At 50.6% G+C, this 14,817-nt stretch carries 16 protein-coding genes and 2 tRNA genes; 10 read left to right on the top strand and 8 right to left on the bottom strand.

Annotation, left to right across the window (positions count from 1 at the left end):
- Positions 1-68: 68 nt before the first annotated feature.
- The 9 genes from tolB (at position 69) to DQM29_RS10565 (ending at position 5,789) form a co-directional block, all read left to right on the top strand.
- The gene (gene tolB / locus DQM29_RS10605; RefSeq protein ID WP_111740669.1) at positions 69-1,361 is read left to right on the top strand and encodes a Tol-Pal system beta propeller repeat protein TolB; all 1,293 of its coding nucleotides are present in this window, start codon (positions 69-71) and stop codon (positions 1,359-1,361) included.
- Between the two features lie 42 nt (positions 1,362-1,403).
- Positions 1,404-1,910, top strand: coding sequence for a peptidoglycan-associated lipoprotein Pal (pal, locus tag DQM29_RS10600; protein ID WP_111740668.1), 507 nt, complete (start codon positions 1,404-1,406; stop codon positions 1,908-1,910).
- 9 nt (positions 1,911-1,919) lie between these two features.
- Entirely contained in the window at positions 1,920-2,663 is a 744-nt protein-coding gene (gene ybgF, locus DQM29_RS10595) for a tol-pal system protein YbgF (RefSeq protein ID WP_111740667.1), read from the top strand.
- Between the two features lie 164 nt (positions 2,664-2,827).
- Positions 2,828-2,903: transfer RNA gene (locus DQM29_RS10590), tRNA-Lys, on the top strand.
- A gap of 28 nt (positions 2,904-2,931) precedes the next feature.
- Positions 2,932-3,007: transfer RNA gene (locus DQM29_RS10585), tRNA-Lys, on the top strand.
- Positions 3,008-3,490: 483 nt separating this feature from the next.
- Positions 3,491-4,069 carry a tetratricopeptide repeat protein gene (locus tag DQM29_RS10580; RefSeq protein WP_111740666.1) on the top strand — a complete coding sequence of 193 codons (579 nt, stop codon included), beginning with the start codon at positions 3,491-3,493 and terminating at the stop codon, positions 4,067-4,069.
- 21 nt (positions 4,070-4,090) lie between these two features.
- Complete coding sequence (locus DQM29_RS10575) at positions 4,091-4,951, top strand: DUF4240 domain-containing protein (protein ID WP_111740665.1); 861 nt, start codon at positions 4,091-4,093, stop codon at positions 4,949-4,951.
- 22 nt (positions 4,952-4,973) lie between these two features.
- Positions 4,974-5,300 (top strand): hypothetical protein, encoded by a 327-nt coding sequence (locus DQM29_RS10570; protein WP_111740664.1) that lies wholly within the window; start codon positions 4,974-4,976, stop codon positions 5,298-5,300.
- Between the two features lie 18 nt (positions 5,301-5,318).
- The gene (locus DQM29_RS10565) at positions 5,319-5,789 is read left to right on the top strand and encodes an SF0329 family protein (protein ID WP_111740663.1); all 471 of its coding nucleotides are present in this window, start codon (positions 5,319-5,321) and stop codon (positions 5,787-5,789) included.
- A gap of 2 nt (positions 5,790-5,791) precedes the next feature.
- Here the strand turns inward: DQM29_RS10565 and DQM29_RS10560 are convergent, their stop codons facing one another.
- Positions 5,792-6,718, bottom strand: coding sequence for a hypothetical protein (locus DQM29_RS10560; protein WP_232054901.1), 927 nt, complete (start codon positions 6,716-6,718; stop codon positions 5,792-5,794).
- Positions 6,719-6,897: 179 nt separating this feature from the next.
- Positions 6,898-7,107, bottom strand: coding sequence for a hypothetical protein (locus DQM29_RS10555; protein ID WP_111740661.1), 210 nt, complete (start codon positions 7,105-7,107; stop codon positions 6,898-6,900).
- A gap of 295 nt (positions 7,108-7,402) precedes the next feature.
- On the opposite strand from DQM29_RS10555, the gene aroG reads away from it, so the two are divergent.
- Complete coding sequence (aroG, locus tag DQM29_RS10550) at positions 7,403-8,470, top strand: 3-deoxy-7-phosphoheptulonate synthase AroG (protein ID WP_111740660.1); 1,068 nt, start codon at positions 7,403-7,405, stop codon at positions 8,468-8,470.
- A gap of 62 nt (positions 8,471-8,532) precedes the next feature.
- Here the strand turns inward: aroG and gpmA are convergent, their stop codons facing one another.
- The 6 genes from gpmA to galE all read right to left on the bottom strand — a co-directional run bounded on the left by gpmA (position 8,533) and on the right by galE (position 14,662).
- Positions 8,533-9,285, bottom strand: coding sequence for a 2,3-diphosphoglycerate-dependent phosphoglycerate mutase (gene gpmA, locus DQM29_RS10545; protein WP_111740659.1), 753 nt, complete (start codon positions 9,283-9,285; stop codon positions 8,533-8,535).
- Between the two features lie 142 nt (positions 9,286-9,427).
- Positions 9,428-10,474 (bottom strand): galactose-1-epimerase, encoded by a 1,047-nt coding sequence (galM, locus tag DQM29_RS10540; RefSeq protein WP_111740658.1) that lies wholly within the window; start codon positions 10,472-10,474, stop codon positions 9,428-9,430.
- Positions 10,468-11,619 (bottom strand): galactokinase, encoded by a 1,152-nt coding sequence (gene galK / locus DQM29_RS10535; protein WP_111740657.1) that lies wholly within the window; start codon positions 11,617-11,619, stop codon positions 10,468-10,470. The genes galM and galK overlap by 7 nt, the downstream gene beginning before the upstream one ends.
- Positions 11,620-11,796: 177 nt before the next feature.
- Complete coding sequence (ytfE, locus tag DQM29_RS10530) at positions 11,797-12,456, bottom strand: iron-sulfur cluster repair protein YtfE (protein WP_111740656.1); 660 nt, start codon at positions 12,454-12,456, stop codon at positions 11,797-11,799.
- 138 nt (positions 12,457-12,594) lie between these two features.
- Positions 12,595-13,650 (bottom strand): galactose-1-phosphate uridylyltransferase, encoded by a 1,056-nt coding sequence (gene galT, locus DQM29_RS10525; protein ID WP_111740655.1) that lies wholly within the window; start codon positions 13,648-13,650, stop codon positions 12,595-12,597.
- Positions 13,643-14,662 carry a UDP-glucose 4-epimerase GalE gene (galE, locus tag DQM29_RS10520; protein ID WP_111740654.1) on the bottom strand — a complete coding sequence of 340 codons (1,020 nt, stop codon included), beginning with the start codon at positions 14,660-14,662 and terminating at the stop codon, positions 13,643-13,645. Before galE ends, galT begins: the two co-directional genes overlap by 8 nt.
- Between the last annotated feature and the right edge of the window lie 155 nt (positions 14,663-14,817).

Raw genomic sequence — 14,817 nt, 5'->3', positions numbered from 1 at the left:
TTTAGCGTTATCGCTTTGTTAGCAAACAGCAAATTATCAAAGCCAAGGGCTAAGATAAGGGAGAAAACATGAAGCATGCATTTCGATTAGCGATGGGATTGCTTATTCTATGGGCTTCCGTGCTGCACGCGGAAGTCAGGATTCTTATTGATGGTGGTGTGGATTCTGCGCGCCCAATCGGTGTCGTTCCGTTTAAATGGACCGGCAGCGGTGCCATGCCAGAAGACGTTGCCGATATTATCGCTTCTGACCTGAGAAACAGCGGTAAATTCAATCCGCTGCCTGCAGCCCGTAACCCTCAGTCGCCAACGTCGGTGTCTGAAGTGACGCCTGCTGCCTGGTCTGCACTGGGCATTGATGCGGTTGTGGTAGGGCAGGTTCAGCCAAGCGCTAACGGCGGTTATCTGATTTCCTACCAGCTGGTTGATACGTCGTCTGCGACGCCGTCAGTGCTGGTTCAAAGTCAGTTCCCTGTTACCAAACAGTGGCTGCGCTATGCCGCGCATACTGCCAGTGACGGTATCTTCGAAAAGCTGACGGGCATCAAGGGTGCATTCCGCACGCGCATTGCCTACATCATTCAGAAAAGCGGCGGGCAGTTCCCTTATGAACTGCAGGTTTCCGACTATGACGGATTCAACAAGTTTACCGTTCGTCGCGCCTCCCAGCCGCTGATGTCACCGGCCTGGTCACCAGATGGCAGCAAGCTGGCCTATGTAACGTTTGAAAGCGGTCGTTCTGAACTGGTTGTGCAGACTCTGTCTAACGGCGCGATCCGCAGCATTGCCTCTTTCCCACGCCACAACGGCGCGCCGGCTTTCTCGCCGGACGGCTCTAAGCTTGCTTTTGCGCTGTCTAAAGACGGCAGCCTGAACCTGTACGTTATGAATCTGGCTTCAGGGCAAATCACTCAAGTGACTCGTAGCCGCAGTAATGACACCGAACCTTCATGGTACCCGGACAACCAAACTCTGGCCTATACTTCAGACCAGGGCGGGCGTCCGCAGATTTATAAAGTCAATATCAACGGCGGTGCTCCGGCTCGCGTTTCCTGGGAAGGGGCTCAGAACCAAGACACGGACGTGTCACCAGACGGTAAGTTTATGGTGATGGTAAGCTCCGGCGGTGGTCAACAGCATCTGTCAAAACTGGATCTGGACTCGGGAGCGGTGCAAACACTGACCAATACCTTCCTGGATCAAACGCCCAGCATCGCGCCTAACGGTACTATGGTTATTTACAGCGCCTCCGAGGGGCTGAGTAGCGTATTACGTTTAGTTTCGACCGACGGGCGTTTTAAAGCGCGTCTGCCGGCAACCGATGGTCAGGTTAAATTCCCTGCCTGGTCGCCGTACCTGTGATGCTTATGTATTGCAACTTAATATTGAAAAGGATCGAAAATAATGCAACTGAATAAAGTGGTTAAAGGCCTGATGCTGGCTCTTCCAATTATGGCGTTGGCCGCATGTTCTTCTACTGACAGCTCGTCTGATGGCAGCAACGGTGGTGCAGGTGGTGGCTATGGTACCAACGGCGGCTTTGGTTCCGGAGACGAACAGGCTCGTCTGACGCTGCAACAGCTTCAGCAGCAGAACGTTGTCTACTTTGACTATGACCGCTATGACGTTCGCTCTGACTTTGCTCAAATGCTGGATGCTCACGCAGCCTTCCTGCGCTCTAACCCGTCTTACAAAGTGACCATCGAAGGCCACGCTGACGAACGCGGTACGCCGGAATACAACATCGCTCTGGGCGAACGTCGTGCTAACGCTGTGAAGATGTATCTGCAGGGTAAAGGCGTTCCTGGCGAGCAAATGTCTATCGTATCTTACGGTAAAGAAAAGCCGGCGGTTCTGGGTCACGATGAAGCGGCCTACTCTAAAAACCGTCGCGCCGTACTGGTTTACTAAGAGAGCCTCATGAACAGTAATTTCAGATGTTGTGTATTAAGTCTGTCGTTACTGGCTGGCATAGCGGCCCCGTGGGCCGCTATCGCCGCGTCAACGGATGACCGCATTACTCAGCTTGAGCGTATTTCTAACGCTCAAGGGCAGCTTCTGACGCAGCTACAGCAGCAGCTGTCTGATTCACAGCGCGACATTGACACGCTGCGCGGTCAGATCCAGACGAACCAGTATCAGTTAGAACAGATTGTTGAACGCCAGAAGATCATCCTTCAGCAGATTGATGAACTTGGCACGAAAGGGGCTTCCCCTTCGTCTACTTCCGCGACTAACAGCGGTACGACAGGGGCGTCAGCAGGTTCTTCTTCTCCGGCAGCCTCTACCGGCAACGAGAAGCAGGACTACGACAATGCCGTTGCGATGGTGAACGATAAGTCTAAAGCGGATAGCGCAATTGCTGCTTTCCAGGATTTTATCAAGCGCTATCCAAAGTCAAGCTATCAGTCCAATGCCAACTATTGGCTAGGGCAGCTGTTTTATAGCAAAGGCAAAAAGGATGATGCGTCTTACTACTATGCTACGGTAGTAAAAAGCTATCCAAAGTCTGCTAAGGCTTCTGAGTCTATGCTGAAAGTTGGCATTATCATGCAGGAAAAGGGTGACAAGAATAACGCTAAGGCGGTTTATCAGCGCGTTGTTTCTCAATACCCGAATACAGCCATTGCCAAACAGGCTGAAAAGCGACTGGCCGGGCTCTAAACGCTATATTCTGCCCAGTTATTCACCGTTTATACCGCATTGTGGCGTTAAATGGCTAAATATCGGGCAGTTAAGCAAAAGTTGGAAAATTTTTGTTGCACAGATTCTGGAAGTCAGTATTATAGGCCGCCGTTGCCGGTGATAACGGCAGCAGTAACGCTTAAGGGTCGTTAGCTCAGTCGGTAGAGCAGTTGGCTTTTAACCAATTGGTCATAGGTTCGAATCCTATACGACCCACCATTTAAGCGTTTGTAGAGATCTTCAGTGAGGGTCGTTAGCTCAGTCGGTAGAGCAGTTGGCTTTTAACCAATTGGTCATAGGTTCGAATCCTATACGACCCACCATCCTGAATGAAAGCGCCAAAAGGCGCTTTTTTTGTGCCCGTCGTTCAATTTTCTGCTTTTGCGAAGCCAGCCCTGCAGTGATAGTGTAACTATTCACGACTTTAGGATGGCGTATGCATGGACAGCCAAGACGTACTTATTTTTCTCAGTGTAGTCATTTCACTGATTTTGATTCTTATCGCCACACTTTCATTTATTCGCAATCTGCTGTTCTCTTTTTCAAAATGGCGACACTGGTTTAAGTCTTATATAAAAAAGCTGTGGGACATCTTTTGGGGAATGGGATAACGAAGATAAGAACACTAAATAAGGTCTCGTCAGGCGCGCAAAAAGAGTCTCAGGCCCATTTTGCGCAGTTCCCCTTAATCACTGTCTGGCCTTAAGCGATTGGAGCCGCGTATAATTATGTCTTAATTAACTAAGGCGCTTTCGAACTCTCAATAAAGGCTGATGGCCTTTTAGCCCCGATAGGAAATATTTAGCGTGTATAACGTCAACGGACTTCTCTTTTCCTTCCTGTTTCTGTTTTGTACTTCAGTCTGGTCTCAGGGCAGCTTAACAAGCGAGCGTATTGCTCAACTGCCAAACGAAGAGCTAACGACGCTAGCCGAGAAAGGCAATGCCGAGGCTCAGTATCAGCTGGGTCATAATCTGTACTCCTCCCGTGAAAAAGATCCCGCAGAGAAGTGGTTAAGGCTGGCGGCGAAGCAGGGCAACGTTAACGCGATGCTTTTACTCAGCGATTCCTATTACTCACCTACCTCAAAAGACAAACATTACTGGTACGAAACCATGGCAATGCAGAAGGATACCCAAGGCATGCTGTTTAACGCTATCCAGTATGAACAAGAGAAGGATGACAGGCAGGCCTATGTTTGGTATCTCCTCGCTAACCGCGTTCTGTCTATGAGGTTTACTTCCTGCAAGTGGAGCGCCCCGGAGTGCTATGACCTCACCTATCAGGGGATGGTAGAAAAGCTTGCTGAACGTCTGAGCGACGAAGACAAAAAAGCAGCGAAGCTAGATGCAGATATGATTTATCAGAAAATATTCAATAAATAAGTACTCTACAGGAAGGCTGAAATGGACATCACCAAGTACCTTATCCAGCAGGACGGAACGACCAATAAGTTCTGGCATATTGAGACTCACGGTCATATACAAACCATCCACTGGGGCAGAATAGATACCAAAGGCCGCATGGCAGAAAAAGAGTTTGATGACTCAGAAAGCTGCCAAATGGACTCAGAAAAGCTGATTGCCCAAAAGCTAAGAAAAGGGTATGTGGAAGCTGCCAATGCTCAAGCAGTGCCTGAAAAGCGTGAATTAACGGAAGAAGAGCAGGGGGAAGCTCTCTTCTGGGATGCCATCAATAGATCTAACAAGTGGAAGAAAGCCCATTGGTCAGAATACGACATTGACGAGCATCTTGAAAACCTCACTGCACTGCTGGCCAAAAAGAGTAAAGAGTCGCTTATTCTTTTTGAGCGTCATCTGCAAATTAACCTCCATCGGCTCTATACGGCGCACATCGCCGAGCTCAGCATTATTTTAGAAAACAGATTCACAATAGACGATGGGGCGATAACCTTTGACGACTATATTTCCGAAGACGGTTTTATCTATTTCAGATGCTGGCTACTGCTCAAAGGCAAGGGCTTTTTTGACGAGATTTCTCAGGATATAAACGCCTTTATCAACGGTAAGTACTCTTTTAATATCGGTGACTCATGGGCCGAAGGGCTGCTTTACGTCGCCGATGATGCCTATTCGGAAAACAACGATAATCAGGACAACTCCGAAATTCGCGATGCCGTTGGCGAGATGAAGGACGTTATCAACTACGACGCTATGGAGCGGGTTATGGACAGAGAACCTATGACGGGCAGCGAGCTGCAAAAAGCCTACCCTAGGCTGGTCGCTGAAATTGTAGCGATTCGGTAGTTAATGAAAAAAGGAGCCATTAATGACTGCTGAAGAGTTTGTAAAAGAGTTTTGGCTGCTGAAAGAGTCAGACGTTAATGGAGCATTGGATTTTAATAACCAGCGGCTTACGTCACGATTGGTTGAGAATATGGGGTTGACTGATGTTCAACATCAGCAGTTAAGAGAAGTATTGGATGCAGTATTAACCGATACACTTTATACCATACTGCTGGGGCTTGACGGCGAAACGCATATTGGTGAGCACCAAATTTCATATCGAATTCATGATGAAGATAATAACGAAATTACCGGTGGAAATATTGAAGCCTACGCGTATGAATATTTCCATGAAAAAGGGTGCAGTTAAACGGGGTATCGAAAATCAATGAAACAAAAACCCTGGAGTAAACTGCAAAAAGCGCTCTATCTCTTGATTTCACCGGACGTCGATTTCCAAATCCACTGCACGGCTTACCCCATGCGCAGCCAAAGCGGTAGCACCAGTCTGCCGCGCTATTGGATTACGCTGGATAAAGAAATTATCTGGGACTACCCAAAGGACTTTGTTACTGAAGGCGGGATAATTAAAAACTATGGTGGTGAAGTGAGCCGTTATTATCCCTACCTGACGGACGTTTATGATATTTCTAATCTTATACGGGAATACATCGATACGCCTAAAGAGCAGCTGCTTAATAAACAATTTATTCATGATAAATGGGGATTAATAAATATCCTCAGGGCGGCTGACCGAAGAGTTGGGGCAAGGCGCTTGGATATTCTTCGCCGAAAGACGCACAACGTCGCCGCAGTTAGGGGGATTATGCGGCGACGGGAAAAGCAGACAGAGGCGTAACGCTAGTCGCTTAATTCAACGATAGAGCTCCAAAACACGCTGTTAATATTGCTCATCACTTCATAATAGCGGGCGTTTTCAGCCGATTTTGTTTTGGGATTTTTCCATTTAGCGCGTTCTTGCTGTTCAAACTGCTCCATTAAGTCCTTTTGCTTACTGGCTGAATCTGCGTGGATGAACTGATGATAAATTTTTAACGCATCGGAGAGATTCTGCTGAAGTTCCGGTTCGGTAGCGTTATAGGACAGTTCCGGTTTTTTATAGGCGGATTCGCGAATGTGCGTGCGGCGGCTATAGTCTTCGGAAGGCGAGAAGTCGGTATTGTAGTAATGGATAAAGTCGTTGACCCTGAAAAGCTTTGTTTTATAAGTGTCTTTGCTGCTAGCGTAAACGGTTTCGGGCAGGGATTCCGTTGGGCCAAAACTCCAGTTTTTAATATGGCTGTCGATAAACAGCTCATTGCCTAAGTCGGTAAACGGTCCGGTAAATTCTTCACCGTTGATTTTTAATACATGCACTTCACCGTTTTCAGTAAAGGGCTGTGTGCCATCGGCCAAATATTTCTGTACGACATAAACGTAGCGGGTTCGAGTTGGATTAATAATTCCCGAGCGTTCGGAATTACCATAAGCGCAAAGCACGCTGAATTTAACGGTTTCCCCAGTTGATAAAGTGAGGCTATGAGGACCGGCGCTCAGCGTTACGTTCTGCATTTCTCCGGCGGGAACAGTGTACTCTTTATTATCAATGGAAACAGACAGTGGCTTATCTGTCGGGTTGTCTATAGAGAACTCTTTACTGCCGCCAAAACATCCTGCTAAGCCAATTGCAGCAATAAAAACCAGCGCTTTTTTAAACATAAAACAGTCCCTTTCAGTATCGATAAATAATAGATAAATAATAGATAAATAACAGATAAATAATATCACTTGAAACTAGTTGTGTAATTATTTATGAAAAGGGCTCGGGCTTAATGCTGTTTAAACAGAGAGCTTAAGTAGGAGCTCAAACGGGCAGTCTGGTTTCATTAAAAGAAAAACCATCAAAACATATAACACTCAGTAGAGTGCTATATAGGATTTACACGGTAGGAAAATAGGGTGCCAGCTTAGCTGAGGCGGTTCAACTGCCCGAGGATATCATCATGTATCTGCTTATGTGTAATTCGGGTGACACCAAGACGCTTTTTCAGCTCGTTGCCCATTATCCTGAGGGTCATACGGTTAACTTCTGACTTTTGTTTATCCACTTTGAGTAAATGGTAATCCAGTTCATAGTCCTCAGAAAAATTAACGAAGTCGTTGTCGCTAAGTCCCATCCCGAACGCTCCTTTATAGCGTGTCACATCGATTTAACATGTATAGCCCTTGAAAAGCGTGATTTCCAATGAAATGTGTCAAATAATCAACATTATGTTGAATTTGTGACCTGCATTCGCTTCCTGAGCGTAAAGAGTTCTTGTAAGCAAAAGGGAACAAGATTTCTATGAAAAGGTGAGAAGGGCAGCTATTCCCGGTTGTTTCCCCCTATCTACCTGTTGTAGGCTGTACAATTGCGCGTGAAACGAAGAACAAGTAAACAAACGTACCGGATGGGGTCAAAGAAGGATAATCATGAACTATCAGAACGACGACGTTAGAATTAAAGAGATTAATGAGCTATTGCCTCCGGTAGCGCTGTTGGAAAAATATCCCGCAACAGAGAGAGCGGCAGCGACAGTAGCCAGTGCGCGCGAGTCGATTCATAACATTCTTGCCGGGGAAGACGACCGCCTACTGGTGATTATCGGCCCCTGCTCAATTCACGATATCGACGCGGCGTTAGAGTACGCAGGTCGCCTGAACGAAGTGCGTAAGCGCCTGAGTAAAGATCTGGAAATCGTGATGCGGGTTTATTTTGAAAAGCCGCGTACAACGGTTGGCTGGAAAGGGCTGATTAACGATCCATACCTGAATCACAGCTATCAGATTAACGACGGCCTGCGCATTGCCCGCAAGCTGCTGTTGGACATCAACGACGGCGGGTTGCCAACGGCGGGGGAGTTTTTGGACATGATCTCCCCTCAGTACATGGCTGACCTGATGAGCTGGGGCGCAATCGGTGCGCGCACGACGGAATCTCAAGTTCACCGTGAGCTGGCCTCTGGTCTTTCCTGCCCTGTTGGATTTAAAAACGGTACCGACGGCACTATTAAAGTGGCTATCGATGCGATTAACGCCGCGAGCTCACCGCACTGTTTTCTGTCTGTTACCAAGTATGGCCACTCTGCGATTGTAAATACTCGCGGTAACCACGACTGTCACATTATTCTGCGCGGCGGCAAACAGCCGAACTACAGCGCTGCGGACGTTGCAGCAGTAAAAGAGACGCTAAACAAGGCAAAGCTGCCGCAGAACGTTATGATCGATTTCAGCCACGCTAACAGCTGCAAGCAGTTCCACAAGCAGATGGAAGTGTGTGAGAGCGTCTGTCAGCAAATCGCTGGTGGAGACACAGCTATTACCGGCGTCATGGTGGAAAGCCATCTGGTGGAAGGGGCTCAAAACCTCGACGGCGACAGCCCTCTGGTATACGGCCAGAGCGTTACCGACGCCTGTATTGGTTGGGAAGATACCGAACTGCTGCTGCAAAATCTGGCTTATGCTGTGCGGGCACGCCGCGATAATCATCACGAAGAGTAAGCATAGCGCGATGAGAAAAGAGAACGGGAGCGAATATCGCTCCCGTTTTTTTACAGTATTGGCTACTTTGCCTTGCCCTGATTGGCGACAGCTGCTGCCTTGGCGGCAATCTCATCAGCGTCGCCCAGATAGTAGCGTTTTATCGGCTTCATGCTGTCATCAAATTCGTAAACCAGCGGTACGCCAGTAGGAATATTGAGCTCCAGAATCTCTTCTTCACTCAGGTTATCCAGATACTTCACCAGTGCGCGCAGCGAGTTGCCGTGGGCAGCGATAATCACTCGTTCTCCGGTAGTGATTCGCGGCAGAATAACGTCGTTCCAGTAGGGGATCACGCGCTCAATGGTGGTGGCCAGGCTTTCTGTTACCGGCAGCTCTGAGGGGGAAAGAGAGGCATAGCGGCGATCGTGCCCGGGATAGCGTTCATCCTCTTTTGTGAGTTCAGGAGGGGTAATGGCAAATCCGCGGCGCCACAGCTTAACCTGTTCATCGCCGTACTTTTGGGCGGTTTCGGCCTTATTCAGTCCCTGAAGCGCACCGTAGTGGCGCTCGTTAAGCTTCCAGGATTTCTCTACCGGTAGCCATTGGGTATCCATCTTGTCCAGAATGCCCCAGAGGGTGTGGATGGCACGCTTCAGGACAGAGGTATAGGCAAAGTCGAATACAAAGCCTTCTGCTTTTAGCAGCTCTCCAGCCTGTGCCGCTTCATCGCGCCCCTTGTCGGACAAATCGACGTCAGTCCAGCCGGTAAAGCGGTTTTCTTTATTCCACTCGCTTTCACCGTGCCTGACGAGAACCAGTTTCTTAACCGCCATAGTGTGCTCCTTACAGAAATGCCTTATTGATAATAATTATCATTATACTCTAATGGTCATAAATGCAAACCGACAGATTAAGGATAGTCGAAATCATCAGGAGGGAGGGGGGAACCCGGCTCCTGAAAGAGCCGGGAAAAAGCTATTTGAGAACGGTAAACTGATAGGCAGTCATTGAATGATAAGTGTCTCCCGGCGTGAGCCAGCAGTCTGGCTGTGGCCATTCAGGGTGATTAGGACTATCCGGTAGAAATTCGCTCTCTAGCGCCAGCCCGGCAAAGCGACCGTATTCTCCCCCGTCTCGTGATGGAGTACCTGCCAGAAAGTTACCGCTGTAAAACTGAAGGGCAGGCTTACTGGTGTAGACATTCATCATGACGCGTTCGTCAGAAGACCACAGCGTAGCGGCAGGGGACTGACCGTCACGACAGTGTTCTGACAGCAGATAGGCGTGATCGTAGCCGCCGACGCAGCGCTGCCCATCGTCAGAGAGAAGATCCTGGCCAACTCGCTTGGGCTGGCGGAAATCCATACCACCGATGCTTACAGGGGTTAACGCTGCATTGGGAATACCTTCACGGTCAACGGGTAGAAAGGATTCGGCGTTAATAAAGAGCCGGTGATCCAGGCAATCGGTGCTGTTGTCATCAAGATTAAAGTAGGCGTGATTAGTAAAGTTGACGGGGCAGAGGCGATCGACGTCAGCGACGTAGCGAATCTCAACCCGTCCCTCGTTGGTCAGGGTATAGGTCACTTTTACCGCCAGATTGCCGGGAAAGCCGTTATCGCCGTCCGGAGAACGGAGGCTGAACGTCACGCTTTGCTCATCGCGAGCGACTATCGCCCATCGCCGCCTATCTGGCCCATTGGCACCGCCATGCAGCTGATGCTCGCCCTGATTGGGGACTAGCTTGATGGTATGACTCCTCTGAGTCAGCTGCGAAAACGCGATGCGATTAGCATATCGCCCCACTGTCGCACCTAAATAGGCCGTCTGGCGTAAATAGTCCTGAGGGGAGTGGCAGCCCAGCAGCGTTTCTCTCATTTGCCCATCTCCCATAGGGACCTCGCAGGAAAGCCAGGTGGCTCCCCAGTCCATGAGGGAAATCCGCATGCCCTGAGCATTAGTGAGGGTCAGAACGGTAAAAGGCGCGCCGTCTGGAGCGAGAGAAGGGTGCGTGGTTAACATAGACTGGCTCCTGCCGAAGCGCGGCACAAATAAACAGTTTCGCTGATGCCGGTGCGGGCGTGGTACTGCTCGCTCACGGCACGCCTGACGGCATCAATGCAGGGTTCCGGAACCAGCGCAACAGCACAGCCGCCGAAGCCTCCGCCCGTCATGCGAACGCCGCCGATCTCGCCAATGACGGGCTGAATGATGTCGACCAGCGCATCAATGGGGGGAACGGTGATTTCAAAGTCATCGCGCATGGAAGCGTGGGATGCCGCCATCAGTTTTCCTAAGGTGACCCAGTCACTTTTTTCCAGCGCGTCAGCGGCAGCCAGCGTTCTGGTGTTTTCGGTGATGACGTGATGGGCGCGACGAAACGCCAGCGGATCCAGCTCGCCCTGTGACTGCATGAGCTGCTCTAATGTGACGTCTCGCAGACTATCAGCACCGAAGAAGCGCGCTGCCGTTTCGCACTGGGCTCTGCGTAGATTGTATTCACTGCCAACCAGACCACGCTTGACGTTAGAGTTGATAATCATCACGGCCATTTCTGACGGCATAGACACTGCCCGCGTTTGCAGGCTTCGGCAGTCAATAAGCAGCGCGTGATCCTTTTGGCCGAGCGCCGAGATAAGCTGATCCATAATGCCGCACTGGCAGCCGACAAATTCGTTTTCCGCCTGCTGGCCGTTCAGCGCCAGCGCAGTGCCGTCAAGAGGAAGATGGTACAGTGCCTGAAAAGCTTTGCCGACAGCGATCTCCAGCGAGGCTGACGAGCTAAGCCCGGCACCTTGTGGAACGTTACCGCTGATCACTAAGTCGGCGCCGCCGAGCTCTGGAAATCGCTTTTGCAGGTAGAGCACAACGCCGCGCACGTAGTTCGCCCACATCATGTTGGCATGCGGCACGATAGGCTGGTGAAGAGAAAAGCTGTCATGCTGGTTTTGGTAGTCAACCGCTACAACGCGAACAGTACCGTCACTGCGGGCAGCTGCGCTGATAACAGTTTGGTAGTCGATAGCACAGGGCAACACAAAGCCGCCGTTGTAGTCAGTATGCTCGCCAATAAGGTTAACACGCCCGGGTGCCTGTACGCTCAGGGTGGGAGAACTGCCGAAGGTGTTTTGAAACAGGGACTGGGTTTGGGCAAGCAGTGAGGTCATGAAAGGCTCCAGATTCACTATAGTTCACTCAGTGTATCATTAAAAATTACGCCATTCTTTGCTTGAGTTAACGGAATACCAGGGCAAATCTTGCTGAGATGTAGGGGAAAACGCCTGTGGAATAAGAAGCGGGCCGTAGGAGCCCGCTTTGCGAGAAGGTTAACGTAAGGTGCTAGATTACCCCGCCAGCGCGCGCGGGAAGAGTACGTTATTTTCCAGACTGATATGGGTCATCAGGTCGTCTGTTAACTCATTGATGCCGTTATAAAGGGCTTTCCACGTGGTGCAGGCTTCCTGCGGCGGCGTCACGTTATGAGTGACGTGTCGGATGACTTCCAGCAGTTCTCCGGCTTCGTCATGTTCACTTTCCATAACGGAAATCGGGCCTGAGGCCTGGCTGCCCATGCCCTGTTTGATCATCGGGAACAGGATGTGCTCTTCTTTCATCATGTGGCTGCTCAACTCGTCGTTGAGCATGGTGAGGTATTTGGCTAGCCCGCGCGGTGCGTTAGGGCTATCGGCATAAACGCGTTCAACCTTAGTGGCCTGCAAAATCAGCTCAGGGAGCTGTTCGCGATGGCGATCGTGATAGCGAATGATAATATGGTCGATGATTTCCCCCAGCGGTGCTGTTTGCCAGTCTTTTTCCGGCGTTTCTACGGAGAGAGCGGTTAGTTCCGCTTCAATAGTATCGAGATCCAGCTCTTTCTTAGTGGCGGCGCGCTGCAGCGTTTGTTTACCGCCACAGCAAAAGTCGAGGCCGTATTTGCGAAATAGCGCAGAAGCGCGGGGAATACTCAGTGCCAGTTCACCCAAGGGACGATCGCGGAAAGCCATAGCTAATACCTCTTTCTATAAAATATAAAATGTATTTTAAATGCATCTTTAATAAAAAACATACCCCATTTGGGGAGGAGAGGCTATTTATATCGATAGAGTGTGTGTTCCGACCCTAAGGCAGGAACGTAGCAGACATCAGGCTTCGTGATAGTGAACGTCGCTTACGGCTCTTAAGCGCTCGGCAGCCTGTTCAGGCGTCAGATCGCGCTGGGTTTCTGCCAGCATTTCATAACCCACCATAAACTTACGCACGCTGGCGGAGCGCAGCAGAGGAGGATAAAAGTGTGCATGCAGATGCCAGTGTTCGTTATCTTCTCCGTTAAACGGAGCCCCGTGCCAGCCCATTGAATAGGGGAAAGCGCAGGTAAACAGGTTGTCATAGCGGCTGGTTAGTTTTTTCAGCGCAACAGCCAGATCGCGGCTTTGTTCTGGCGTCAGATCTGTCATTTGGCGAACGTGGCTTTTTGGTAACAGCAGCGTCTCAAAGGGCCAGGCCGCCCAGTAGGGAACAACCGCTAGCCAGTGGGCAGTTTCAACAACGGTGCGGCTACCGTCTGCTAGCTCGCGGCTAACATAGTCAACCAGCATCGGCGAGCCGTGGCGCGTCAGCCAGTCTCGCTGCTGTCGGTCTTCCTGCTCGGCTTCGTTGGGTAAAAAGTCGTTGGCCCAAATTTGCCCGTGAGGGTGAGGGTTTGAACACCCCATCGCCGCACCTTTATTTTCGAAAATCTGGATCCAGGGATAGTTTGCACCTAGCTCGGTCATCTGCTGCTGCCAAGTAGTGATTACCTCTTCCAGTGCGGGAAGAGAAAGCTCCGGCAGCGTTTTACCGTGATCGGGAGAAAAGCAGATCACCCGGCTAGTGCCGCGAACGCTTTGAGCGCGGAAAAGGGGATCGTTAGACTCGCCAGAGGCGGGCGTATCCGGCATCAGAGCGGCAAAGTCGTTGGTGAAAACGTAGGTGCCGCGATAGTCGGGATTCACGTCCCCAGTAACGCGGGTATTGCCCGCACACAGATAGCAAGAAGGATCGTATGACGGCCGCTGTTGAACCTCTGCTAGCTCCTGTTGCCCCTGCCACGGGCGCTTTGCCCGATGCGGAGATACCAGAACCCACCGATCAATGAGCGGGTTGTAGCGGCGGTGAGGGTGGTCCAGCGGTTTAAACTCGCCTTCTGCGTCATCATTCATCGGGATAGCCCTGTGGATTGGTGGATTGCCAGCGCCAGGTGTCGGCGCACATTTCATCCAGAGTGTGTTTTACCCGCCAGCCGAGCTCTGTAGCGGTTTTATCCGCATCGGCATAAAAACAGGCGATATCGCCCGAGCGACGAGGTGCAAAACGGTAAGGGATTGGCTGGCCGTAGGCGCGGCTAAAGGCGTTAACCACGTCCAGCACGCTGTAGCCTTTCCCGGCGCCAAGGTTATAAACGTGTGTGCCCGGCTTATTGCTCAGTGCGTTAAGAGCAACCACATGACCGTCGGCGACGTCCACAACGTGTATGTAGTCGCGCACGCAGGTGCCATCGGGGGTAGGGTAGTCGTTGCCGAAAATGGACAGGTATTCTCGACGACCCACGGCGACTTGAGCGATAAACGGCATCAGATTGTTAGGAATGCCCTGAGGGTCTTCCCCCATCAGGCCGGAGGGGTGAGCACCGACCGGATTAAAATAGCGAAGCAGGGCGATACTCCAGTCCGGCTCTGCTTTTTGCAGGTCTTTGAGGCACTGTTCCACCATCAGCTTGCTTTGGCCGTAGGGGCTGGTGGGCTGACCTGCGGGCATGTCTTCAGTATAGGGTACTGTCGGCTGCTCGCCGTAAACCGTCGCCGACGAGCTGAAAATGAAATTCTTGACCCCGGCGCGGCGCATGGCGCTAACCAAAGTAAGTGTGCCGTGAATATTGTTTTCATAGTATTCCAACGGCTTTTGCACTGACTCACCGACGGCCTTAAGGGCTGCAAAGTGAATAACGGTGTCAATGGAATGGGCGGCGAAAACACTGTCCAGCAGTGCCGGGTCGCGCACGTCGCCTGGGTAAAAGGCAGGCGTTTTCCCTGTTAGCTGAGCGATGCGCCGCAGCACGCTTCGCTTGCTGTTGCACAGGTTATCAATAATAACGGGCGTATGTCCCGCCTCAAGCAACTGTACACAAGTGTGGCTGCCGATATAGCCCAAACCGCCGGTAATCAATACGTTCATTCATCAACATTCCAAAAAGTAAAATCGGCGTAATCATAGCACAGCCGTCTAAAGGGAAAGTGATGAAGATTAAAAAGTCACGATATGGTGTTTGGAGTGATAGACAGAGGAATCAATGAGATATCAAAAAGAAAACGCCCGCAGGAAGCGGGCGT

Source organism: Leminorella richardii (assembly GCF_900478135.1).
In the GTDB taxonomy this organism is placed as follows: domain Bacteria; phylum Pseudomonadota; class Gammaproteobacteria; order Enterobacterales; family Enterobacteriaceae; genus Leminorella; species Leminorella richardii.
The sequence above is the reverse complement of the archived record's forward strand: the minus strand, read 5'-3'. Positions and strand labels throughout refer to the sequence as shown.